The following is a 22,849-nucleotide window of genomic DNA, read 5'->3' as shown; positions in this document are numbered from 1 at the left end:
GGGAGGTGCCGTTTATTTATTGTGGCGCTGCTGCCAGAGTTGCTTTGCCTTGGTGTGGCAGGCGCTGAAGTCGGGATCATTGTGCAATGTCATCAGGCCGAGCGCCGCTGTTGCTGTGACAACGGTTTCAAGACGCGGGTCAATGGCAGTTCCTGCCCAGATAGCCTGCCAATATTCAAAGGAATCCATGCCGATACGGGGCAGGGCTTCCGGCTCATGCAGTGCTTTTATAATAATGTCAGAGCTTTCCGTGCCGCTGAGGCTTAAAAGTGTTGCCACACGGAAAGGATAAAACTCCGCAACATCGCGATTGCCGCTGAGAACGGTCAATTGTCGCTGGCTGTTTCCATAAACAGCAGTGCTATGCGTTTCCGGCAGTTCCTGCAACAGCTTTGCCGTATCTCTGTGCAGTTCCCGATAGGCCGGTCGGGATACACCCAGCAGGCTGGCACGCGCTTGCAACGGATTGAGAAGATGTACACAGTCGCCCACCGGAGAGCGCGCGGCAAATAGCGGATAGAGCGCCATCATCGATGCAAGAGCAGGCGCAAAACCTGTTAATGGCATATAGACAATGTGGCTGTTTTTCAGTGTCTGACGGGCATCGGCAAGGTTTTGTGCAACAGGAATGCCAAGCGCATGTGCTGCCTGTTCAATCTTACCGCTATTCATGCCGCTGCCATTGCTGCCATGCAGTGCGATTTTATATCCGGCCTGTGCGAGCAGTTTGGCGGCCTGTAAAAACCATGGTGCACGTGGTGAATTGGGGGAGAGATAGGCCGGCCAGTCCAGATCCGCCTGCGGACTGAATGTATCATCCAGCTGATAATATTGGCGTGCAGCCCTGACCATACCTGCCAGTTCCTGAGCGGCTGTTCCGCGATAATGGATCAGGCTGAAAAATGCGCTGGCCTGCATCGGATCAACCTGTTGCTGCAGGATCAGGGAAAAGGCTTCCTCTGCCTCCTCAATCGTCAGCGGACGGCTGTTACCGGCACCACGACCGAGTATGCCCAGAAACCGCGAAAACCGTAAAACAGGATCATGACTGCTGCTCAGATTAGCGAGCTGATTGGCGAGTTGTTTGGGGCTGGGTTGCCCGCCGATCAGTGGTGTTCTGAGCGATAAAGGCGGAACGGCGAGTAAAGCCTGTTGCTGCCAGCCGGTTTCCGCCGGTGTCTGCGTTGCCGGTATATCGGGGCTGAGCAGGTTTTCAGCCTCATCCGCAAGAGCACGCAGGCGCAGGCGCAGCATTTCTGCGCGCGGAGAGGGGATCATCCGGCGGCCGGAACGCACTAAAATGGGATCGTTGAAGGCTTCCCGAATCTGGTTGAGCAGACGACTCATCGCCGGAGCGCTGAGATTCATGCGCTTGGCAGCCTGCTGCACGCTGCCCTCCACAAGCAATGTATCCAAAGCTATCAACAGCCTTAACTGCCCTAAGCGGGACGCGGGCAAGGCGCTGTTTGTGCTGTCTTTGGCTGACTTCTTGTCATCAGGCACAGTCTTTTCACGCATTTAACTGTTCCTTCCGGCTTTGGTGCAGAGCAAAGCTTTTTTCAGGCGGTGCGATATCTTCATTATGCGGAATGCAAAAAGCTGATGTTGGAATAAGTCTGAAACATGGCGATTGACCTGTTACCTTGCCACACATAAGGGGAGTAAATAACTCATATTTGTGGCAGAGGGCAATTGAAATGACAGATATCGGACATTCAAGAGCGGAAATTCAGACAGTTTCCGGATCTGAGATGTTAAAACAGGTCAAAATGCGTCGTCTCGCAGCTCTTGCATGCGGCACAATTCTGGCCGGAACAATGCTGTCTTTCGCCCTTCCGGCTCAGGCACAGGCTGTTAAAAAGAAGCCGGTTGCGGCTGAGGCGCAGGCCGAGCAACCAACGGAACAAGTTGCGGATCAGGCCGCTGAGCAGGCTGCAGCGCCGGCAGGTACAGTGCGTCTGGATCAGATCGTTGTCACGGCCACCGGTTTTGAGCAAAATGTTAAAGATGCGCCGGCCAGCATTACTGTTGTACCGCGCGAAGAGCTGGAAAAAGGTGCTTTCCGCAACCTGACCGATGCGCTTAACAGCGTGCAGGGTGTCAGCGTGACCGGTATCGCCAATGAGCAGGATATTTATATCCGCGGTTTGCCGGGTGCCTATACGCTTATTCTGGTCGATGGTAAGCGCCAGAGCACCCGTGATGCCCGCACCAATGGTAATGCCGGTTTTGAACAGAGTTTTGTTCCGCCTGCATCGGCCATCGAGCGGATTGAAGTGGTGCGCGGCCCGATGTCTTCGCTCTATGGTTCGGATGCCATGGGTGGCGTTATCAATATTATTACCCGTAAAGTTGATGATGCATGGCATGGGGAACTGACGCTTGACGGTACCGTGCAGACCAAATCACGCTACGGCAACAGCGGACAGGCTTCCTTCTATGTCAGCGGACCACTGGTACCTGACGTTGTCGGTGTTCAGGCCTGGGGACGTGGTCTGAAGCGCAGTGAGGATAAATTCCTCAATGGTACGCAGGAACAGCGCGATGGTGATCTGGGCGGAAAGCTGACAATTACGCCGAACGAAGATCATGACATTTTCATCGAAGGTGGCGTCACCCGTGTACGTCGTGAAGGCAATGTCGGTGATACAATCGCTTTGACCGGAACAGATACTTATAATTACAACGACCGCAAACATTGGTCGATCAGCCATACCGGCCGCTGGGGTCCGACAACGTCTGATTTCTCGTTCTCGCAGGAATGGGCAGAACGCACGAATTTCAACTGGGATAAAGCTCAGGGCTCCTATGTGGAAAATCTGCGTTCACCGGAAATCCGTAACTCTGTACTCGACGGTAAATTCACCACACCGTTTGAATTTTACGGCGATCATACGCTGGTCACCGGCGGTCAGTTCATTGATGCACAGCTGACAGATCAGAATCCGGGACGCCGCACCGGTCTTGATGAGACATTCAGCATTCGCCAATGGGCGGTCTTTGCTGAAGATGAGTGGTGGATTACACCGGACTTCTCGCTGACCGGTGGTCTGCGTATGGATGACCACGAAATCTACGGTTCCCATCTCAGTCCGCGTGCTTATGCCGTGTGGCATGCAACGGAGCAGCTGACGCTGAAAGGTGGTATTTCCACGGGCTTTAAAGCACCGGAAATCCGCACAATCGCACCGGGCTATGCTTATACAACTGGCGGCGGCGGCTGTTTCTATGGTCCTGAAGCGAGCCTGCCATCCGGCAAGAACCCTTGCGGTGTGATTATTGGCGATGAAAGCCTGAAAGCAGAAAAGAGCACGAGCTATGAACTGGGTGCCCTGTGGGACAATCAGGACGGTTTGCAGCTTGGCGCGACGTATTTCTACACGGATTTCAAGGACAAGATCTCCAACAAGCAGATGCTTGATGCAAATGGCAAGCCGATCCGCTGGAGCGAAAACACCAATTATGTTCTGTGGAGCAGCTTCAATATTGATAATGCTGTGATGCAGGGTGTGGAACTGACCGCAAACTGGGAAGCCACATCTGATATCCGTTTGCGCGCCAGCTATACCTATACGCATTCCCGTCAGAAGGGCGGGGACTATGATGGTCTGCCACTGACACGTACACCTGAACATATGGGTAATATCCGTGCGGACTGGACTACACCGGTTGAAGGTCTTTCTGCATGGACGGCTGCCAATTACCATGGCTCGGAAACGAATGCCGGAGCCCGTATCGGCAGTAACGGTAAGCCGGTTTACAAAAACGGCAAGGTCATTGCCCGTAAATATGATGCCTATATGACTTTCGATATCGGTACGAGCTATGAGTTCAGCGAGAATGTTACATTCAATGCGGCACTCTACAATCTGTTCGACAAGCGTATTGAAGAGAGTGATTTCAACGCTTCGGTTGACGGACGCCGTCTCTGGGTCAGCATGACCTCGAAGTTCTGATTGTTCAGCTGTTAAAAATGAAAAGCCCTTGTGTTCTGCACAAGGGCTTTTTTGTCAGATAAATGCTAGTTCACCAGACGCGGTTGACCGGCGCATTGACGGGCAGTGCTCTTTTTGTGTTGTGTGGTATCCAGCGCGGAAACCAGATGGCGGAAGAGCAATTATTATTGCTTGATCTGACCGGCGGCGGTTGTTTTCTGCGATTGGTATTTTCCGAGGGCGGATGCATGACCGTAATCTCCGAAAAACAGGACTTCCGCATTCTCTGCAATTTCAATGAACAGCGCATGACTGTTGTGCAACGCATTTGTGATAAGTCCGGCACTCGTTCGCATCATTTGCATGGCCGGATTGAAATGTCGTTATCAGACTATTGCGCGAAAATGCATGTGGCATGGCGAACTGCAAAATAAACGTGCATTTTGCGCAATTTTAAAAAGAAACCCTGATATTTTTGATAGTTTTCTTGCTTTTAATCGGATAGACCATTGCGATCAGAATGCGCCGGATTCCGGTTTTCGGTGTCGGTGGTGCATAATTCAGGTCAGTCCTTTTCTTTTTAAACGGCTGTTCTGCGTCGATATTTCAGCAGGTCTGCGGGATCGGATTTTACACTCGTAAACTTGCGCAAACAGGATAAAAAAATGAGTGTTTCCGGTGCCCCCCGGAGTGCAGTTGCCGGTAAAAACGGCCAGGCAGCTCCGGCCTTGAATTCGCCCGCGCGCGTGCTGTTTGCCAGCCTCGTGGGAACAACAATCGAATTTTTCGATTTTTATGTTTATGCAACGGCTGCCGTTCTGGTGTTTCCGGCTGTGTTCTTTCCGGCCAGCGATCCGACTTCGGCCATGTTGCAATCTTTTGCTACATTCTCGATTGCTTTCTTTGCCCGTCCGTTTGGTGCCATGGTTTTCGGCCATTTCGGTGACAAAATCGGCCGTAAGGCAACATTGGTTGCCGCACTGATGACCATGGGTCTTTCGACCGTCATCATCGGTTTGCTGCCAACCTATGCGCAGATCGGTGTGGTTGCGCCGCTGTTGCTCGCATTGTGCCGTTTCGGTCAGGGACTTGGCCTTGGCGGTGAATGGGGCGGTGCTGTGTTGCTGGCAACCGAAAACGCGCCGGAAGGCAAGCGTTCATGGTATGCAATGTTCCCGCAGCTTGGTGCGCCGATCGGCTTCATCCTCTCTGCCGGTACATTTATTATTCTCGGTGCCACACTGAGCAATGAGCAGTTCATGAGCTGGGGCTGGCGTATTCCGTTTGTCGGTTCGATCCTGCTGGTTGCTGTTGGTCTTTATGTTCGTATCAAGATCACCGAAACACCTGAATTCCAGAAGGCAATGGACAAGCAGGAACGCGTTCAGGTGCCGCTGGCGGCAGTCTTCAAACATCACAAGCGTGCGCTGGTGCTCGGTACTTTCTCGGCGCTGGCAACCTTTGTGCTGTTCTATCTGATGACCGTATTCATGCTGTCATGGGCAACACGTCCGGTTGAACAGGCCGGCATGGGCTATTCCCGTGAGCAATTCCTGTTCATTCAGATGGTTGGCGTTGTGTTCTTTGGTCTGTTGATTCCGGTTTCCGGTCTGTTGTCTGACCGTTTCGGACGCCGCTTCATCATGATCCTCACCACAATCGGTATTGGTGTGTTCGGCCTGTTCATGGCACCACTGCTGGGTGCCGGTGTTGTCGGTGCTGTGATGTGCTCGATCATCGGTTTCGCACTGATGGGCATGACCTATGGTCCGATCGGTGCGGCGCTGGCTTCGCCGTTCCCGACTGCCGTTCGTTATACCGGTGCTTCCATGACCTTTAACATGGCCAGTATTTTCGGTGCTTCGCTGGCGCCATATATCGCGACATGGCTGGCTACAACCTACAGCCTTAGCTATGTTGGTCTGTATTTGCTGGCTGCGGCGGCAATTACTTTGCTGGCCATTCTCGGTCATAAAGACAAAGAGTTTTCTTCCTGATCGTTTCATGAAGATGATTTGCAAAAGGAGCCGCTTGCGGCTCCTTTTTTGTTGGTTTGCATAATTAAAATTTCTGAAACTGGTAAGCACGGAGATTTGCTCTATGTATAAAGAATGAAAATAAGACAGGAGAGATGATCTATGGTGCAGGTGACCCCGCAGGATATTCTGGATTTCTGGTTTTCTGATGCAACGGAAGCGCATTGGTTTGTCCGTTCTGATGATCTTGACCAGCAAATCAAACAGCGTTTCAGCGCGGTATATGAGCAGGCAGTGGAAGGTGAACTTGCGCATTGGAAGAATGATGCCAAAAGCGCTTTGGCTCTGACTATTATTTTTGATCAGTTTCCGCGCAATATGTTCCGCGGTGATCCTAAGGCTTTTGCGAGTGATCCGCTTGCCTGTGCACTGTCAAAATATGCGCTGGAGCATGATTATGACATGGCTGTGGATGAGAAAGCACGGCAGTTTTTCTATCTGCCGCTGATGCATAGCGAGGTGATTGAAGATCAGGAGCAATGCGTGAAGCTTTATAAAGCGCTAGGCAATGATTTTGCTCTCGGCTTTGCCAGAGAGCATCGTGATATTGTCGAGGAATTCGGCCGGTTTCCGCATCGCAATGCCGTACTCGGCCGCAAAAATACGCCGGAAGAAACCGAATTCCTGAAAACCCATACAGGCTTTTAAACTATTCAGGCGGCGGAACGGGCAGCCATGCGCTTTTCGTGCTCAAGCAGCCAGCGTTTGCGCCATAGACCGCCGCCATATCCCGTGAGTGATCCGTCCGAGCCGATGGTACGATGACACGGGATAATAATTGACAGCTGATTAGCGCCATTGGCATTGGCCACGGCACGTATGGCATCAGGGCGTCCGGTCAGTTCTGCCAGCTCGGCATAGGAGCGGGTTTCACCCAGCGGAATTTCCTGCAATGCATCCCAGACCGAGCGGGTAAAGGCCGGAGCATAAAGCGCCAGCGGCGTTTTAAAACCGGTAAAACCACCGGTGAAATAGAGCTTCAGCTCTGCTTCAATCTGATCAATCGGCGCAAGACGGCCAAAGCTGATGGATGATTTGGTATAGAGGCGCAGTTTTTTCAGCTCATTGGGCAGGCCTTTGCGCTCAAAAAATTCCAGCAAATGCAGATGATGCTGATCGGCTACGGCCAGCATGGAGCCGATCGGTGTTTCCAGCCAGTCGGCTTTCAGCAGATCCCGGCCTTTCAGCTGGGCAGGCGTATCACCGATCAGCTGCGTAATGGCTTCGCGAAAACCGCTGCCGGAATCATAACCGGCCTCAAGCTGCGCATCGATCACGGAATGACCGGCTGCAATGCTTTCAAGCCCGCGTGCTTTCCGGCGTAGTCGTGCCATATCCAGAAAAGTCATACCCAGATGGCGTTTGAAAGCACGGCGCACTGTGGAAGGATCAAGTTGCATGCCGATGAGGTCATCTTCGCACCAGAAATGATCCGGTCGGGCATCCAGACAATCCAGTAATTTGGCGACAACCGGTTCCTTGCCACGATAAAAATCCAGAGGACGGCAGCGCTGACACGGCCGGAAACCTGCTTCCATACAAGCGGCCGGATGATCGAAAAAGCGGCTGTTCTCGAATTTCGGTTTACGCGCCGGACAGGACAGACGGCAGAAGATGCCGGTGCTGGTTACACCAACAAAAACATGGCCGTCATAGGACTGGTCACGATCAAGAAGCGCCTGATAAAGAGTGTGCGGGTCGGGTAAAGAAAATAGCATAAACAGACTTTATCATGATTTGTTTGCGGTGCCGCCGGAAATCGGGCGTCTATTTTTCTGTTTCGTCAGATTACTGGCAGATGCGATAGGTACAGGATTTGCCGTGGCAGCCCATATCAAGATGCAGATTGGTTTCATGGGCGCTGTCGGCCTCCGGTCCTAAGACTGTCATGAACAGTTTGCAGCTTTCCTTATGTAATTCGCGCCAGAATTTCTTTTGTTTTTCACTGCCGTTCCAGTCTGTGGCAAGTGTGGTTTTTTCACCATTGGCGAGTGTGAAAGACATGATATCCAGAGCATTGCCAAAAGCATGTTCGGATACACGTCCTGCCGAGCCGTTATTCACTTTCCGGCACTGATAATGCGAACCGGTGCCGATGGTTTTGATATCGCTGCCAAGATGGGTTTTGGCCAGATTGTTAGCCTGCTGCACCCATTCAGTGAGAGCGACAGTCATCGTGCAATTGGTTGTTATCGTCTGATCCAGTTCTATCGGGACAGGTTTGGTGAAGGCCGTGATTTCCAGCGGGCTTTTGATCTGGCATTGCCCTTCATTGACAGGCGGGATGACTTTGCCGGTCACTTCATTTTGCACTAATGGCAGGCAGGCCGCCTGATAAATCCGTTCGGCTTTCGGTGTCTCCGGTTTTGATATATCCGGCTTTGGGGGAGCGGGCGGTTCTTTTAGTTCCGGTTTTGGGGCAGGGGTAATGGTTTTATTCTCTTCCGCTGCGGGTTTTTGTGCAGGTATCGGAACAGTTTTCGCTGTGGCCGGTATTGTCATCAAAGTGCCGCTACTCAGCACTGCAAGCAAACAGAGGGGCAGAAAATATCGCATCAAAAGCCTTTCCGTGAGTGCAAAATCACGACTGATTTTGCAGGGAATGCCTGAGTAAACCGCTGACCTGCCGTTTCAGTTCCCGTTTTTCTTGGTTTCTCCTGAAAGTCAGCACTTCTATGCGGCGGATAAACTATGTTAGAGGGAGGCATGAGCACATACTCTTCCGCTTCTCCTGTTTATAATCCGCCTATGGATCCGATATCGGTGATCTATCAGGATGCGGATATTCTGGTGCTGGATAAGCCGAGCGGGCTGTTATCTGTGCCGGGGCGTGATCCGGCTTTGTCTGATAGCTTAGCGACGCGGGTGCAGAAGCAGTTTCCAAAGGCACTGATGATCCACCGGCTGGATAAGGATACATCCGGCGTGGTGCTGATGTCGCTGAACCGTAAAGCCCATGCACAGATTGCCAGACAATTTGAAGAGCGCAGCACCGAGAAATCCTATGTCGCTGTGGTCTGGGGTAATGTAGCTGAGGATGAAGGTCTGATTGATCTGCCGCTGGCGATTGATCCGGACAATAAACCGCGTCACCGTGTGGATTACGAACATGGCAAACCGGCACAAAGTCGCTGGCAGGTGCTGGAGCGCGGAGAGCAGACAACAAGGCTGCGTTTGTTTCCACTGACCGGCCGAACCCATCAGCTGCGTGTGCATATGAAAGCCATCGGTCATGTGATGTTGGGTGATGAATTCTATGCAGAGGGCGCTGCTTTGCAGGCAGCAGATCGCTTGCTACTGCATGCGGAGAGCCTGAGCTTCCGTCACCCTGATGGTCGTGCTGTTACTTTTACCATACCTTGCCCGTTTTGAGAGAACCTATGCAGCAAGCAGATGATAATAACCTGATTGTTGATTTTGTCGGCGGGGCTGTCGGTCATCGTTTCCGCTCCGGTGAAGGACGCGGTCAGGCGCTTGCCAAAGCGGCAGGGCTGGTGCGCGGTGCAACACCGGATATTGTGGACGCTACCGCAGGGCTTGGCCGCGATGCTTTTTTGCTGGCATCACTCGGTGCAAAAGTGACCTTGATTGAGCGGTCAGAAAAAATGCATGCTTTGCTGGCCGCAGGGCTGGAACGCGCCGCGGCAGAAGGCGGGCGCTTGGCGGAGACCGTGGCGCGGATGACGCTGCTCTTTGGTGACTCCTGTGCCTTGTTGCCGGAGCTGAAGCCGCAGGTAGTTCTGGTTGATCCAATGCATCCGCCACGCGGAAATACGGCGCTGGTCAAAAAAGAAATGCGCCAGATCCGCGAGATTGTCGGTACCGATCCTGATGCGGAAAGACTGATGCATGTGGCGCTGGAAGCTGCGCAAAACCGCGTTGTTCTGAAATGGCCGCTGCGTGCGGAACCAATGGCAGGTATCCGCAAACCTTCGCATCAGATATTAGGAAAAAGCACCCGCTATGATGTGTTTGTGAAAGCGAAGATTATTTAAACCTTGATCCAATCCAGCATACCTTGAGCTGCCGCGCGGCCAGTTGCGAAGCAGGCGGTGAGAAGATAGCCTCCGGTCGGAGCCTCCCAATCCAGCATTTCACCAGCAACAAAAACGCCCGGTAATTTGTGCAGCATATAAGTGTCGCTGACCTCATCCCAGACAATGCCACCGTCAGAGGAGATCGCCTCTGCAATCGGGCGCGGACGCAGCAAAGGCACTGCAAGATTTTTAATCTGCTGCGCGAGATTTTCCGCGGAGAGCGTATGAGCATCCGGCACCAGTTCGCGCAATAAAGCTGCTTTCACACCTTCAAGGCCGGTGGCTTTGCGCAGGCGGTTGGAGAAGCTGCTTTTGCTGCCTTGTTTGATAAGGTCGCGTATCAGCCGTTCAACTGACCGTGCCGGTGTCAGATCAAGATAGAGACTGGCGGTGCCGGTATTATTCAGCTGATCGCGCAATGCAGCGGTGTGGGCATAGATCAGACTGCCTTCAATGCCGTGCTGCGAGATAACAAATTCGCCCTCAATCCGGCCTGCCGGAGATGTGACGGCAACCGATTTGATCGGTGCACCTGCAAAGCGCTCGCGAAAGAATGTGCTCCAGTCAACATCAAATCCGCAATTGGCCGATTGGAAAGGTGCAATATTGATATTCTTTTCCTTAAGCCACGGCACCCATGCGGCATCAGAGCCAAGACGCGGATAGCTGGCGCCACCCAGAGCCAGTAATGTGGCATCAGGGCTGATCTGTTTTTCACCTTCCGGCGTGTCAAGCAAAAGAGCGTCGCCGCTGAAACCTTTCCAGCGATGACGTTTCAGGATTTTGATGCCTTGCGCTTCCAGCCGTGCCACCCAGTTGCGCAGCAATGGCGAGGCTTTCATCCGTTTCGGAAAGACGCGGTCGGAACTGCCGGTGAAGACCTCAATATCCAATGCTTCTGTCCATTCACAGATATCAGTAGGTGTGAAAGCATCGAGTGCTGGAATGAGGCGGGAGCCGCTGGAACCATAGCGGGTACGAAAGCGTTCATAGGGTTCTGAATGGGTGATATTCAAACCGGATTTGCCTGCCAGCAGAAATTTGCGTGCAACAGTCGGCATGGCTTCGTAAACAGTAACGTCATGACCGTGCGCGGACAGAATTTCTGCCGCAGCAAGGCCTGAAGGGCCGCCGCCAATAATGGCAATGGTCTTGCCGTTGGTATGTGTGTTTTGAGACGTCATCCGGTTCACCTGCTGTTCAGGTTGTTTTAGCTAAGTTCAGTGCTGACGCAAGTAAGAAGCGAAGACGGAGAAGCCTGTGAAAAAGACCTTTATTATACCTGTTGTAACTGCGGCCATTGTTGGTGCCGGTCTGTTGTCGATGCAGCAGGCGAGTGCAGCCGGTAAGAATGAGGTGCTTTATATCAATAACAAGCTGGTTGATTGTGTTGGTGTAGGGCCGCAAAAATGCATGCAGGTGCGCAAAAGCCCGAAAAGCGAATGGACATTATTCTATGGCGGTATTGACGGTTTTCGCTATGAGCCGGGTTATCGCTACAAGCTGAAAGTGAATGTGAGCAAAATCAAAAATCCGCCTATGGACAGTTCCAGCCTGAAATATAGTCTGGTGAAGGTGCTGAGCAAGAAAAAGTAATCAGCAGCACGAGTGCTCCATCAAATGAGCCCGCCTTTGGCGGGCTTTTTTATTGGCTCGCAATAAGAATCATTAGTGGGAATAGCTGCTTTAAAGGTCGCATTCGCCTTGTCAAAGCTCATGGCAAAAATGTCACGTCTTGCAAAAAGCGTTTCAGACAGCTTTTCATCTTTTAGAAAATTAGATTTATCAATCTATATTATTCAATAAATTTTCATGGTTATTCTTAAATATTTGTATCTTTCTTAAGATGTGAACATATTTTGTGAAATTTATTCTAATTGATTGTCATTTTTTATTTGAATTGTTATTCTTTGGTTGTCCTGATTTTTTATACTGTTTTATTTTTATTGATATTTTAAAATAAGATAAGGTTTTTCCGATGAATATATCGCGGCCAATACTTTATGGTGTCAATTTAACAGATGTACAGGAAATTGAACTTGTCGATATTATCAGTAGTCATGCGGTGCGGCTTGGCTTTGACTATTACAGTTTTGTTCTTCGTATCCCGCAGTCACTGACGCGCCCGAAAATTCAGGGTTTCGACAATTATTCTGAAGGTTGGCGCAGTTATTATGTGCGCAATGAATGTATTCTGACCGATCCCGCAATTCAGCAGGCGATGCGGTCTTCCAAGCCGGTCGTCTGGACTGAGAAACTCTATCAGCAGAATAAAATTCTGTGGCAGGAAATGAGGCGTGAGGGCCATTCTGTGGGTATTACGCAGTCCTGCTGGGGGCCGCAATCGGTTGCCGGCTTTCTGTCTTTCAGCCGAACCAGCGATGCAATCAGCAAAGCTGAGCTGAAAGAGCTGGAGCCGGAATTGCGTGAGTTGAGCCTGTCTCTGTTCACAAGATTTTATGATCTTTATCGGCTGGATGAGACCTATAATACTGAGGATCAGATTATTACACTGCGGGAGCGGGAAATATTGCGCTGGACCGGTGACGGTAAAACCGCTGAGGATATTTCAATCATACTCAATATCACGCCGCGCACGGTACATTTTCACATGAACAATGTTCTGAATAAGCTGATTGTTTCCAACAAGGTTCATGCGGTGATGAAGGCGCATCTGATTGGTCTGCTCTGAAATGCAAAACGCCGCCGCAAAATTTGCGGCGGCGTTTAAGCGGAGGATGTAATTTTACTTGTAGCGTGACAGGCCGAGATCTGAAGTATCAATATCCGGTTTTTTGCCGGAGATCAGGTCGGCCATAACGCGGGCAGAACCGGCAGACATTGTCCAGCCGAGTGTGCCGTGTCCGGCATTGATATAGAGATTGTCGTATTTTGTGCCGCCGATAATCGGTGTTGAATCCGGTGTCATCGGACGCAGACCCGACCAGAAAGTTGCCTTGGACAGGTCACCCGCACCACCGAACAGGCCGCTGACGGAAAGTTCCAGCGTTTCGCGGCGTTCAGGCAGCAGACGTGTCACATAATCGGTGACTTCAGCCATACCGCCGACGCGGATACGGTCGCCGAGACGGGTAATCGCGATCTTATAGGTTTCATCCAGAATGGTCGAAACCGGTGCGCGGGATTCATCGACAATCGGAATGGTGATCGAATAGCCTTTGACCGGATAGATCGGCACATTGAGGCCGAGGCCTTTGACCAGCTGCGGCGTGAAGCTGCCGAGTGCGGCTACATAGCGATCAGCAGTGAAGATGCCTTTATTGGTTTCAACCGCAACAATCTTACCGCTGTTAAGCTGGAAGCCTTTAATATCCACATTGTAGTGGAATTTTACGCCCAGTTCTTCAGCCATTTTGGCCAGTTTATTGGTGAATGTGAAGCAATCGCCGGTGCCGTCATCCGGCATGCGCAGGCCGCCGGTAATCATGTGCTTTACATTGGCAAGGGCTGGTTCTGCCTTGGTGCAGCCTTCGGCATCCAGCACTTCAAATTTGATGCCGTCCTGACGCAGGCTTTCAATATCCTTGGTCATTACCGCATCAAAATCTTTCTGACTGCGGAACAGCTGCAAAGTACCTTTTGAACCTTCATCATAGGTGATGCCGGTATCATTGCGCAGTTCGGTCAGGCATTCGCGGCTGTAATTGGAAATGCGCAGCATGCGGGCTTTGTTGGTCGCATAGGCCGATGCGGTGCAATTGGCCAGCATGGACATCAGCCAGCTATACATTGCCGGATTGCAGGTCGGACGGAAAATCAAAGGTGAGTGTTTTTTAAACAGCCACATTGCCGCTTTCTGCGGAATACCCGGAGCAGCCCATGGGGTCGAGTAACCATAGGAAAGCTGACCGGCATTGGCGAAACTGGTTTCGAGCGCCGGTCCTTCCTGACGGTCGAGCACAGTCACTTCATGGCCGGCTTTTGCCAGATAATAGGCGGTCGTTACGCCGATCACACCGCTGCCGAGTATTGTAACTTTCATGGTCTGCCTCTGTCATATCCTGTCTGATGCCGCATGTGCAGGCTTGTTTGTTCTTCAGGCAAGAATGTCGTTAATGTAATTGCGATGATATCTGTTCCCCAGAGATGTCAGAATCTCATAGGAAATTGTTCCGGCATCCTGTGCCACTTGTTCAAGGGTCTGATGTGCGCCGATCAGCTCCACAAGGCTGCCGAGTTTTAATGTGCCTTCCGGCAGGGCGCTGACATCCAGAGTAATGGAATCCATGGAAACACGGCCGATAATAGGCAGGCGCACAGCACCATAATATGCTGCGCCTTTATTGCTTAAATGCCGTGGCCAGCCATCTGCATAGCCGACGGCAATCGTGGCAATCCGTGTCTCGCCCTGTGTTTCGTAGCTGCCGCCATAACCCACCAGAGTATGTGCCGGAACGGTGCGGCATTGAATGACGCGCGCCTGCAGCGACACAACCGGCAGCATCGGGTTCGGTGCATTTTCCTGTGGTGCGCCGCCGTAGAGTGCGATGCCCGGACGTGCCAGATCAAAATGATAGCCGCGCTCCATGAAGCTGCCGCCGGAATTGGAAAAAGCAACGGCATAATGCGGCAGAAGTTTAAGAGCTGCCTGCATGCGCTCCAGCTGGGCGTGGTTCTGCGGGCTCTGCACATTATCAGCAGAAGCCAGATGGCTGATAATGAATTTTACATCAATGCCGTCCAGCAAGGAAATATCTGCCAGCAGTTCTTTCAGTTCCTGTTCGGAAAGACCGAGACGCGACATGCCTGTATCAAGCTGAAGCAGTGCCGGAAGCTTCCGGTTGCCGGCCTTGCCCAGAGCTGCCCAGTTGCGCAGCTGTTCCAGCGAATTCAGAACAGGGATAATATTATTATCCGCGCAGAGTTTTTCTGTCTGCGGCTGCAGGCCGTTGAGAACATAAATAACAGCATCTTTGCCGATATGCGGTTGCAGCTTCAGGGCTTCTCCCAGATGTGCAACGAAAAAATCGCGGCAACCGGCGGCATAAAATTGCGGGGCGACTTTATCTGCGCCCAGACCATAGGCGTCGGCTTTCACAACAGCTGCGGCTCTGGTCGGGCTGAGTGCATCGGCGATCAGCTTGTAATTCGCGCGCAAAGCGGCCAGATCAACGGTAAGAATACCGCCGGCCGCGAGGATTTCCGGATTTTCACCGGCAGTTGTATCAACAGGCGCTGCCGCACGGGTTTCAGAAAAGAGTACAGACATAAGCAATTCCGCATTGTCATGTTCAACACGTTGGTTGGCTGCCAGTATGCATATCCGGAAAACTATAACACAGTTTCAGGTTATGCTCTGCATGCAGACCATGCCAGAGATGCCAAACAAATTTTATAAGAGGCAGCATCGTTCAGCGTCGTAACTTTACGAGCGGTATCACGTGCCGGAACTCTCTCCCTGTTTCTCAGTGTAGTCGAATAGTCTTCGAATGTTTTTGCTATTTTTCGCAATTTATGCGAATTGTAGCTAAATCAGCACGATAAAATACTATGAATTGGAAGATTCTGCGTGTCGACTTTAGATGCTATTGATCGTAATATTATCCGCTGTCTGCGCCGTGACGGGCGTATGACCAACAGCCAGCTGGCTACAGAGGTCGGTTTATCGCAATCGGCGTGCCTGCGGCGTGTGCAATTGCTGGAAACAAGCGGGGTTATCCGCGGCTATACGGCGATTATTGCGGCACCCGATGCTGATGACCGGTTGGTGGCGCTGGTGCGCATTACGCTGGAGCGACAGACGGAGGAATATCTCAATCGTTTTGAAGAAGCGGTGCGCCGTCATCCGGAAATTCAGGAATGTTATCTGATGACGGGGGATGCCGATTATATCCTGCGTGCCGAGGCAGAAAACACGGCAGCCTATGAGGTCATTCACAAAGAAATTCTCTCACGCCTGCCGGGTGTGGTGCGTATTCACTCCAGCTTCTCGATCCGCAGTGTGCTGCTGAGCAGAGCGCCGGTACAAGCATTTCGTCATCAAGTTGAAACAACTTGATGGATACGATACTGCGTCAGCTAAAAATTAGAGCGGTTTTGCAACGAAGTTGCGTAACTGCTCTAAGAACGGCGCTCTATTCGTGTAAGAATACTCAGTCTTTATGCAGGATTGAGGCATCCACATCCGTGATACGGCGTTTGCCACACAGAGCCATAGTCACATCTGCCTCACGGGCGATGATGTCCAGTGCTTTAGTCACGCCGGCTTTGCCCATGGCGCCAAGACCATAAAGAAACGGCCGACCGATATAGGTACCTTTCGCGCCGAGTGCCACGGCTTTGAGCACATCCTGACCGGAGCGGATACCGCCGTCGAGATGGATTTCCACCTTGTCACCGACTGTATCGACAATGCGCGGCAACATCGAAATGGATGATGGTGCGCCGTCGAGCTGGCGGCCGCCATGATTGGAGACGATAATCGCATCGGCACCGGTTTTGGCTGCCATCAGGGCATCTTCTTCATCAAGAATACCTTTGAGGATCAGCGGGCCGCCCCAGAGTTTTTTGATCCATTCCACATCATCCCAGTTCAGTTTCGGGTCAAACTGCTCGGCCGTCCATGAGGACAGGGATGAGAGGTCGCTGACACCTTTGGCATGACCGGCAATATTGCGGAAGGTGCGGCGCTGGGTTGCCAGCATACCGAGGCACCATTGCGGGCGGGTCATCATCTGCCAGATGTGTTTCGGCGTGAATTTCGGCGGAGCCGACAGGCCGTTGCGCAGGTCTTTATGACGCTGACCGAGAATTTGCAGGTCGAGCGTCAAGACCAGAGCTGAACAACCGGCCGCTTTGGCGCGTTCAATCAGATTGCGCACAAAATCACGGTCTTTCATGACATAAAGCTGGAACCAGAACGGCTTTTTCGTTGCCGCGGCAACATCTTCAATCGAGCAGATGCTCATGGTGGAAAGGGTGAAAGGCACGCCGAATTCCTGTGCGGCCTGTGCTGCCAGAATTTCCCCGTCCGCATGCTGCATCCCTGCCAGACCTGTCGGAGACAGGGCTACGGGCATAGCCACATTCTGGCCGATCATGGTTGTTGCCAGAGAACGGTCGGTCATATCTACCAGTACGCGCTGGCGTAGTTTGATTTTGGCAAAATCACTTTCATTCGCCCGATAGGTCGATTCTGTCCATGCGCCGGAATCTGCGTAATCGAAAAACATCTTTGGCACGCGGCGGCGTGCCAGTTTTTTCAGATCGGCGATTTCCAGAACAGTGCTCATATCAGTTGCTTTCTAAATTCAGTTTTAAAGAGTTATTATCATCCCGATTTTATAAAGTCAGGCTCAGAAAGACTATTAATACCGGAATGATCCGCTATGTTTGCTGTAATGCAATAGGTATTTTAAAGGTTGTGAATTTGATGGTCAGACGGCGCAGACACATTCTTCTTCCTGTTCCCCTCGCTTCCTTTATGCTTGCGTCTGTTTGCAGTGTTTTTGCTCAGGCCAATCCTCCCTCGCAACAGCCTGTCACTAATGCCCATAGTGTTGCAGTCAGCGCGCAGACCGTCCGTGTCAGCGATTATCGCCCGAAGCTGGTACAGACCGGCACAATTGCTGCCCGTAATCTTATCAATCTTGCTTTCCGCGCCTCCGGTCAGGTGACAGAGCGCAGCGCTGATGTGGGACAAAAAGTTGAAGCCGGTGAATTGCTGGCGCGTATTGATGCTGTGGAGCAGCAAGCTGGTCTGCGCTCGGCTCTGGCCTCTCTGAATGCGGCGCAGGCGCAATTAATACAGGCAACTGCCAATTACACACGCCAACAGGCATTGCTGGATCAGGGGTTTACCACGCGCAGTCAGTTCGGCACTGCGGAGGAAACCAAGCAGCGTGCCGAAGCGGCTCTTATCAGTGCGCAAAGCCAGATGAAAAATGCGCAGGATATGATGAGCTATACGGAGTTGCGTGCGCCGCGCGCCGGTGTGGTGACTGCCCGTAATATTGAAACGGGACAATTGGTGCAGGCGGCACAAACCGCCTTTGTGATTGCTGCCGATGGTGAGCGGGATGCTGTTTTTGATGTGCAGGAAGCGCTGGCTGCCCATGCGGAGTCCATGGAACAACAAGGCGGGAAACAGGCGCTGCCTCAGGTGAGTCTGACACTGGTTTCCGATCCGTCTGTCACTGCAACCGGCCATGTGCGTGAGGTTGCACCGGTGGTGAATGCCACAACCGGCACAGTGCGGATTAAGGTTGAGCTGGATACGCCGCCACCTGCCATGACACTCGCGGCACCGGTAACCGGTAGTCTGCAATTGCCGGTGGTGCGTGCGGTGATCTTGCCATGGAGCGCGATGACATCACAGGGCGGAAAACCGGCTGTGTGGGTACTTGATCCGCAGACGAAAACGGTTTCTTCCGCTTTGGTGCGGATTATGGACTATGAGCGGGAAAAAATCATTATTTCTGAAGGTTTGCAGGACGGGCAAATGGTCATAACCCGCGGCGGACAGTTGCTGAGTGAAGGCGCTGTTGTGGAGCTTCTGGTGGCTGATGAGCAGAAAGTAACACAGTGATGCGGGCGACGGGTTGGACGATGAAGCGCAGAATTTTCAGAACAGCTGCGGCAGGATCAGTTTTGCTGATGCTGGCAGCCTGTGGTGAACAGGCCGATGAAGCGAAAGAACCGGTTGTCCGGCCGGTATTATTTGTTGTTGCAAAAGCGGAAACCTCGCAGCAGAGCGGTTTTGCCGGATCTGTGGAGCCGCAATTCAGCACGGATCTTGCCTTTCGCGTTTTGGGGCGGCTGATCCAGCGTGATGTGGATATCGGTGATTTTGTCAAAAAAGATCAGGTTGTGGCGATGATTGATCCCGCGCAGCTTGATCTGAATTTGCAGGCAGCCAAAGCCGACATGGCCAGTGCCGAGGCGCAATATGTGAATGCGCAGGCCACAGAGGACAGGCAGGCGCGTTTGCTGGCCATGCGCAGTATTCCGCAGGCGGTTTATGACAGTGCCAAACAGGGGCGCGATACTGCGGCTGCCGGTCTGGAAAAAGCCCGTGCCGCCTTGCGAAAGGCTGAAGACGAGCGTGGTTTTGCACAACTGGATCCGGATTTTGACGGTGTTGTTTCCGCGGTGAATGCCGAGGTCGGGCAGGTTGTGGCTGCCGGACAGAGTGTTTTGACCGTGGCGCGGCCGGATGTGCGTGAAGCCGTTGTCGATGTGCCTGATCACATTGCGGAGACGGTCAAAGACGGCGATAGATTTATGATTTTCCTGCAGGCCGATCCGACTGTGCAGGCAGAAGGTCATGTGCGGGAAATTGCACCGCAGGCGGATAATGCCACGCGTTTACGCCGTGTAAAAATCACGCTTGATGATGCACCGGAAGCTTTCCGTTTAGGCACAACAATCACAGCGCTGCGCAGTAATGGTGACCATCAGGAACAGATTGCTCTGCCGCTATCCGCTTTGCTGGAGCTGGAGGGCAAGACCTATGTCTGGATCGCTGATCCGCAGAGCCAGACTGTTCGCCGTCAGGCCGTTGAAGTTGTCAGCCGCAGGGACGGGCAATTTATTGCCAAGGGCGTGGAAGCCGGTCAGCGCATTGTCAGTGCAGGCGTGAACAGTTTGCAGGATGGCCAGAAGGTTAAGCTGCCGCAGGGAGAGGAATAATGAAGAAATTTAATCTCTCTGACTGGGCGCTTAATCACCGCTCGCTGGTCTGGTATTTCATGCTGGTGTTTCTGATTGCCGGTATTGCCGCCTATATCAATCTCGGGCGCGAGGAAGACCCGCAATTCACCATTAAAACCATGCTGATACAGGCCAACTGGCCCGGTGCATCGGTAGATGAGACGATCAATCAGGTGACTGATCGGATTGAGAAAAAGCTGCAGGAACTCGACAGTCTCGATTTTACCAAATCGGTGACAACGCCGGGTAAAGCGGTGATTTTTGTCAATCTGAAAGCGACGACCAAAGCGCGGGATGTGGAGAAAATATGGCTCCAGACCCGCAATATGATCAATGATATCAAGGGGAATTTCCCTGAAGGCGTCTACGGGCCTTTTTATAATGACCGCTTCGGCGATGTGTTCGGTAATATTTACGCCTTCACGGCTGATGGTCTGAGCCACCGGCAATTGCGTGATTATGTGGAGACTGTGCGCACACAGGTTCTGCAATTGCCGAGTGCCGGTAAAGTTGATTTGATCGGCGCGCAGGATGAGGTGATCTATCTCGAATTTTCATCCCGTCAGATTGCGGCGCTGGGGCTGGATCAGCAGGCGATTTTAAAGAGCCTTCAGGATCAGAATGCGATTACCCCGTCCGGTGTGATTAATGCGGGGCCGGAGCGGGTTTCTGTGCGGGTGAGCGGGCAGTTTACCTCGGAAGAAAGTCTGAAAGCGGTCAATCTGCGGGTCAATAACCGCTTCTTCCGTCTCAGCGATGTGGCGGAAATCAAGCGCGGCTATACCAATCCGCCGGAAAGTCTGTTTCGCGTGAATGGTGAACCGGCAATCGGGCTGGCTATCGGCATGAAGCCGAATGAGAACCTGCTGGATTTCGGCAAGGCGCTCAATGATTTGATGGCGCGCGTTGAAGGGGAACTGCCGGTTGGTATCAGCGTGCATCAGGTGGCCGATCAGCCGGATGTGGTGGATGAGGCTGTATCCGGTTTCACCAAAGCCCTGTTCGAGGCGGTGATTATTGTTCTGGCCGTGAGCTTTATAAGCCTTGGCGTGCGTGCCGGTTTTGTGGTGTCGCTGTCCATTCCGCTGGTTTTGGCGATCACCTTCCTCACCATGCAATATATGGATATTTCGCTGCAGCGCGTGTCACTGGGGGCGCTGATTATTGCTCTCGGCCTGCTGGTGGATGATGCGATGATTGCCGTGGAGATGATGGTTGCACGGCTTGAGGCGGGCGATCCGATCAATAAAGCGGCGACCTATGTCTATTCTCACACCGCCTTTCCGATGCTGACCGGTACGCTGGTGACGATTGCCGGATTTATCCCGATCGGTCTGAACACCAGTCAGGCGGGTGAATATACTTATACTTTGTTCGTGGTGATTGCCGTTTCGCTGGTCGTATCATGGGTGGTGGCTGTATTGTTTGCGCCACTGCTTGGCGTGACACTGCTGCCAAAGGTGATGAAAAAACATGAGGAAAAGCCGCGCCGTGTCGGCAAGGCTTTTGCCGCGGCTTTGCTGTGGTGCATGCGTCATCGCTGGACGACAATCTTTGCCACGGTCGTGCTGTTTTTGATTTCTCTCGGTGGTATGACACTGATTGAGCGCCAGTTCTTCCCGTCTTCGGATCGGCCGGAACTGGTGATTGACTGGAAATTGCCGGAGAACAGTTCAATTGCCGAAACGCAGGCGCAGATGCTGCGTTTTGAAGAGACGATGCTCAAAGGCAATGAGGATATCGACCACTGGAGCAGCTATATCGGGCAGGGCGCAGTGCGTTTCGTACTGACTTTCGATGTGCAGCCGGTCAATCCGTATTTCGGTCAAATGATTATTGTCGCTAAGGATGTGGAGGCGCGCGACCGGCTGAAGCAGAAATTCGATGCGGTGCTGCGCAAGGATTATATCGGCACCGATGCTTATGTGAAATTCCTTGAGTTGGGACCTCCGGTTGGCCGCCCTGTTCAATATCGCGTCAGCGGGCCGGATATTCAGGCTGTTCGCAGCTATGCGCATCAGGTTTCTACGATCATGGCGCAGGATCAGCGTCTGGGTGTTGTGGCTTATGACTGGAACGAACCGGCACGCGTGGTGCGGGTTGATGTATTGCAGGATAAGGCGCGTAAACTCGGTGTTTCTTCTAAAGACATCTCGATGACGCTCAACAGCGTGGTCGGCGGTCTGGCGATCACACAGGTGCGCGATGCTACCTATCTGATTAATGTGGTGGTGCGGGCACAGGCGCAGGAGCGTGACCGGATTGAAACTCTGCGTAATCTGCAGATCGGTACCGGCAACGGGGATTCCATCCCGCTCGCCTCGATTGCCAATTTCCGTTACGAGATTGAGCAGCCGGTTGTCTGGCGCCGTGACCGCCTGCCGACAATCACAGTCTCTGCCGGTATTCTCGACAAGACCATGCCGGATACGGTGGTGGAACAGATGAAGGGGCAGGTTGATGCCTTCGCGCAGAAACTGCCGCTTGGTTATTCCGTCCATATTGCCGGTACTGTGGAAGAAAGCGCCAAAAGTCAGGGGCCGATTGCTGCCGTTGTGCCGCTGATGCTGTTCGTTATGGCGACGATTTTGATGCTGCAATTGCAGAGTTTTCAGCGACTGTTTCTGGTGGTGGCGGTTGCTCCGCTCGGCCTGATCGGTGTAGTGGCGGCCTTGCTGCCAAGCGGAAAACCTCTGGGCTTCGTCGCTATTCTCGGTGTGCTGGCGCTGATCGGCATCCTGATCCGCAACTCGGTGATCCTGATCGTGCAGGTGGAGGATCATATCAAAGAGGGGATGCATCCGTGGGATTCTGTTTATCAGGCTTCCCAGCATCGTATGCGTCCGATTGCGCTGACCGCAGCGGCGGCCAGTCTGGCGCTGATCCCGATTTCCCGCGAAGTGTTCTGGGGGCCGATGGCCTATGCCATGATGGGTGGGATTATTGCCGGAACGGTTATTACATTGCTGTTCCTGCCTGCGCTTTATGTGGCCTGGTTCCGTGTGAAAGAGCCTGAGCATCCGGAGCCGGAAGATAGCTCCGAGATGCCACCGGCTGAGCCGGTGTTAGTACAATAGCTCAAATGCTAAAGGGCAGTTTTCCAAACAGAAGCTGCCCTTTTTATTTTGAGCTGGCAGATAATTCCATTTGTCATTGGTATTAAAAAGGT

The 22,849-nt window shown here is 52.5% G+C and carries 19 protein-coding genes; 12 read left to right on the top strand and 7 right to left on the bottom strand.

Annotation, left to right across the window (positions count from 1 at the left end):
- Positions 1 to 12: 12 nt before the first annotated feature.
- Positions 13 to 1,518 carry a glycosyl transferase family protein gene (locus K1X45_RS05930; RefSeq protein ID WP_220160099.1) on the bottom strand — a complete coding sequence of 502 codons (1,506 nt, stop codon included), beginning with the start codon at positions 1,516 to 1,518 and terminating at the stop codon, positions 13 to 15.
- Positions 1,519 to 1,751: 233 nt separating this feature from the next.
- On the opposite strand from K1X45_RS05930, the gene K1X45_RS05925 reads away from it, so the two are divergent.
- The 4 genes from K1X45_RS05925 to K1X45_RS05910 all read left to right on the top strand — a co-directional run bounded on the left by K1X45_RS05925 (position 1,752) and on the right by K1X45_RS05910 (position 6,619).
- Entirely contained in the window at positions 1,752 to 3,956 is a 2,205-nt protein-coding gene (locus tag K1X45_RS05925; RefSeq protein ID WP_255560726.1) for a TonB-dependent receptor domain-containing protein, read from the top strand.
- A 62-nt stretch (positions 3,957 to 4,018) separates the two neighbouring features.
- Positions 4,019 to 4,369: a hypothetical protein gene (locus K1X45_RS05920; RefSeq protein WP_220160098.1), complete on the top strand. Its 351-nt coding sequence runs from the start codon at positions 4,019 to 4,021 to the stop codon at positions 4,367 to 4,369.
- A 231-nt stretch (positions 4,370 to 4,600) separates the two neighbouring features.
- Positions 4,601 to 5,932, top strand: coding sequence for an MFS transporter (locus K1X45_RS05915; protein WP_220160097.1), 1,332 nt, complete (start codon positions 4,601 to 4,603; stop codon positions 5,930 to 5,932).
- A gap of 144 nt (positions 5,933 to 6,076) precedes the next feature.
- Positions 6,077 to 6,619, top strand: a complete 543-nt coding sequence (locus K1X45_RS05910; RefSeq protein WP_220160396.1) for a DUF924 family protein — start codon at positions 6,077 to 6,079, stop codon at positions 6,617 to 6,619.
- 5 nt (positions 6,620 to 6,624) lie between these two features.
- Here K1X45_RS05910 and K1X45_RS05905 read toward each other — a convergent pair whose 3' ends face one another.
- Positions 6,625 to 7,689, bottom strand: a complete 1,065-nt coding sequence (locus K1X45_RS05905) for a bifunctional transcriptional activator/DNA repair enzyme AdaA (protein ID WP_220160096.1) — start codon at positions 7,687 to 7,689, stop codon at positions 6,625 to 6,627.
- Positions 7,690 to 7,759: 70 nt separating this feature from the next.
- Entirely contained in the window at positions 7,760 to 8,473 is a 714-nt protein-coding gene (locus tag K1X45_RS05900; protein WP_220160095.1) for an extensin family protein, read from the bottom strand.
- A 204-nt stretch (positions 8,474 to 8,677) separates the two neighbouring features.
- On the opposite strand from K1X45_RS05900, the gene K1X45_RS05895 reads away from it, so the two are divergent.
- Together K1X45_RS05895 and K1X45_RS05890 are read left to right on the top strand one after the other, a co-directional pair.
- On the top strand, positions 8,678 to 9,343 hold the full coding sequence (locus K1X45_RS05895; protein WP_220160094.1) for a pseudouridine synthase: 666 nt from the start codon (positions 8,678 to 8,680) through the stop codon (positions 9,341 to 9,343).
- An 8-nt stretch (positions 9,344 to 9,351) separates the two neighbouring features.
- The gene (locus tag K1X45_RS05890) at positions 9,352 to 9,966 is read left to right on the top strand and encodes a class I SAM-dependent methyltransferase (RefSeq protein WP_220160093.1); all 615 of its coding nucleotides are present in this window, start codon (positions 9,352 to 9,354) and stop codon (positions 9,964 to 9,966) included.
- Here K1X45_RS05890 and K1X45_RS05885 read toward each other — a convergent pair.
- Positions 9,963 to 11,192, bottom strand: a complete 1,230-nt coding sequence (locus tag K1X45_RS05885) for a TIGR03862 family flavoprotein (RefSeq protein WP_220160092.1) — start codon at positions 11,190 to 11,192, stop codon at positions 9,963 to 9,965. The two genes, K1X45_RS05890 and K1X45_RS05885, sit on opposite strands and share 4 nt — an antisense overlap.
- 76 nt (positions 11,193 to 11,268) lie before the next feature.
- Here K1X45_RS05885 and K1X45_RS05880 point away from each other — a divergent pair, with 76 nt between their 5' ends.
- Together K1X45_RS05880 and K1X45_RS05875 are read left to right on the top strand one after the other, a co-directional pair.
- Complete coding sequence (locus tag K1X45_RS05880) at positions 11,269 to 11,604, top strand: DUF4377 domain-containing protein (protein WP_220160091.1); 336 nt, start codon at positions 11,269 to 11,271, stop codon at positions 11,602 to 11,604.
- A gap of 382 nt (positions 11,605 to 11,986) precedes the next feature.
- Positions 11,987 to 12,700, top strand: a complete 714-nt coding sequence (locus tag K1X45_RS05875) for an autoinducer binding domain-containing protein (protein WP_220160090.1) — start codon at positions 11,987 to 11,989, stop codon at positions 12,698 to 12,700.
- Positions 12,701 to 12,754: 54 nt separating this feature from the next.
- On the opposite strand, the gene K1X45_RS05870 is transcribed toward K1X45_RS05875, so the two are convergent.
- On the bottom strand, positions 12,755 to 14,011 hold the full coding sequence (locus tag K1X45_RS05870) for a D-amino acid dehydrogenase (protein WP_022712270.1): 1,257 nt from the start codon (positions 14,009 to 14,011) through the stop codon (positions 12,755 to 12,757).
- 54 nt (positions 14,012 to 14,065) lie between these two features.
- Positions 14,066 to 15,238 carry an alanine racemase gene (gene alr / locus K1X45_RS05865; RefSeq protein ID WP_220160089.1) on the bottom strand — a complete coding sequence of 391 codons (1,173 nt, stop codon included), beginning with the start codon at positions 15,236 to 15,238 and terminating at the stop codon, positions 14,066 to 14,068.
- A 300-nt stretch (positions 15,239 to 15,538) separates the two neighbouring features.
- Between alr and K1X45_RS05860 the strand changes: the two genes are divergently transcribed.
- Positions 15,539 to 16,027: an Lrp/AsnC family transcriptional regulator gene (locus K1X45_RS05860; protein WP_220160088.1), complete on the top strand. Its 489-nt coding sequence runs from the start codon at positions 15,539 to 15,541 to the stop codon at positions 16,025 to 16,027.
- Between the two features lie 94 nt (positions 16,028 to 16,121).
- Here the strand turns inward: K1X45_RS05860 and K1X45_RS05855 are convergent, their stop codons facing one another.
- Entirely contained in the window at positions 16,122 to 17,261 is a 1,140-nt protein-coding gene (locus K1X45_RS05855; protein WP_220160087.1) for an alpha-hydroxy acid oxidase, read from the bottom strand.
- Positions 17,262 to 17,452: 191 nt separating this feature from the next.
- On the opposite strand from K1X45_RS05855, the gene K1X45_RS05850 reads away from it, so the two are divergent.
- Genes K1X45_RS05850 through K1X45_RS05840 form a run of 3 tightly spaced genes read left to right on the top strand, consistent with a single transcriptional unit; the run spans position 17,453 to position 22,757 of the window.
- Positions 17,453 to 18,556 (top strand): efflux RND transporter periplasmic adaptor subunit, encoded by a 1,104-nt coding sequence (locus tag K1X45_RS05850; RefSeq protein WP_220160086.1) that lies wholly within the window; start codon positions 17,453 to 17,455, stop codon positions 18,554 to 18,556.
- A 20-nt stretch (positions 18,557 to 18,576) separates the two neighbouring features.
- On the top strand, positions 18,577 to 19,659 hold the full coding sequence (locus K1X45_RS05845; protein ID WP_220160085.1) for an efflux RND transporter periplasmic adaptor subunit: 1,083 nt from the start codon (positions 18,577 to 18,579) through the stop codon (positions 19,657 to 19,659).
- Positions 19,659 to 22,757, top strand: a complete 3,099-nt coding sequence (locus K1X45_RS05840; RefSeq protein ID WP_220160084.1) for an efflux RND transporter permease subunit — start codon at positions 19,659 to 19,661, stop codon at positions 22,755 to 22,757. The genes K1X45_RS05845 and K1X45_RS05840 overlap by 1 nt, the downstream gene beginning before the upstream one ends.
- The last annotated feature ends 92 nt before the right edge of the window (positions 22,758 to 22,849 follow it).

This window comes from Pseudochrobactrum sp. Wa41.01b-1 (assembly GCF_019464455.1).
Lineage (GTDB): Bacteria > Pseudomonadota > Alphaproteobacteria > Rhizobiales > Rhizobiaceae > Pseudochrobactrum > Pseudochrobactrum saccharolyticum.
Note: the sequence above shows the minus strand (reverse complement) of the source record. Positions and strands in the feature narration are given on the sequence as shown.

Excerpts from the sequence above, each read along its gene's own strand:
- K1X45_RS05930 (WP_220160099.1), bottom strand. The coding sequence starts at position 1,518 with ATGCGTGAAAAGACTGTGCCTGATGACAAGAAGTCAGCCAAAGACAGC.
- K1X45_RS05925 (WP_255560726.1), top strand. The coding sequence starts at position 1,752 with ATGTTAAAACAGGTCAAAATGCGTCGTCTCGCAGCTCTTGCATGCGGC.
- K1X45_RS05920 (WP_220160098.1), top strand. The coding sequence starts at position 4,019 with ATGCTAGTTCACCAGACGCGGTTGACCGGCGCATTGACGGGCAGTGCT.
- K1X45_RS05915 (WP_220160097.1), top strand. The coding sequence starts at position 4,601 with ATGAGTGTTTCCGGTGCCCCCCGGAGTGCAGTTGCCGGTAAAAACGGC.
- K1X45_RS05905 (WP_220160096.1), bottom strand. The coding sequence starts at position 7,689 with ATGCTATTTTCTTTACCCGACCCGCACACTCTTTATCAGGCGCTTCTT.
- K1X45_RS05900 (WP_220160095.1), bottom strand. The coding sequence starts at position 8,473 with ATGACAATACCGGCCACAGCGAAAACTGTTCCGATACCTGCACAAAAA.
- K1X45_RS05895 (WP_220160094.1), top strand. The coding sequence starts at position 8,678 with ATGAGCACATACTCTTCCGCTTCTCCTGTTTATAATCCGCCTATGGAT.
- K1X45_RS05890 (WP_220160093.1), top strand. The coding sequence starts at position 9,352 with ATGCAGCAAGCAGATGATAATAACCTGATTGTTGATTTTGTCGGCGGG.
- K1X45_RS05885 (WP_220160092.1), bottom strand. The coding sequence starts at position 11,192 with ATGACGTCTCAAAACACACATACCAACGGCAAGACCATTGCCATTATT.
- K1X45_RS05875 (WP_220160090.1), top strand. The coding sequence starts at position 11,987 with ATGAATATATCGCGGCCAATACTTTATGGTGTCAATTTAACAGATGTA.
- K1X45_RS05870 (WP_022712270.1), bottom strand. The coding sequence starts at position 14,011 with ATGAAAGTTACAATACTCGGCAGCGGTGTGATCGGCGTAACGACCGCC.
- alr (WP_220160089.1), bottom strand. The coding sequence starts at position 15,238 with ATGTCTGTACTCTTTTCTGAAACCCGTGCGGCAGCGCCTGTTGATACA.
- K1X45_RS05855 (WP_220160087.1), bottom strand. The coding sequence starts at position 17,261 with ATGAGCACTGTTCTGGAAATCGCCGATCTGAAAAAACTGGCACGCCGC.
- K1X45_RS05850 (WP_220160086.1), top strand. The coding sequence starts at position 17,453 with ATGCTTGCGTCTGTTTGCAGTGTTTTTGCTCAGGCCAATCCTCCCTCG.
- K1X45_RS05845 (WP_220160085.1), top strand. The coding sequence starts at position 18,577 with ATGAAGCGCAGAATTTTCAGAACAGCTGCGGCAGGATCAGTTTTGCTG.
- K1X45_RS05840 (WP_220160084.1), top strand. The coding sequence starts at position 19,659 with ATGAAGAAATTTAATCTCTCTGACTGGGCGCTTAATCACCGCTCGCTG.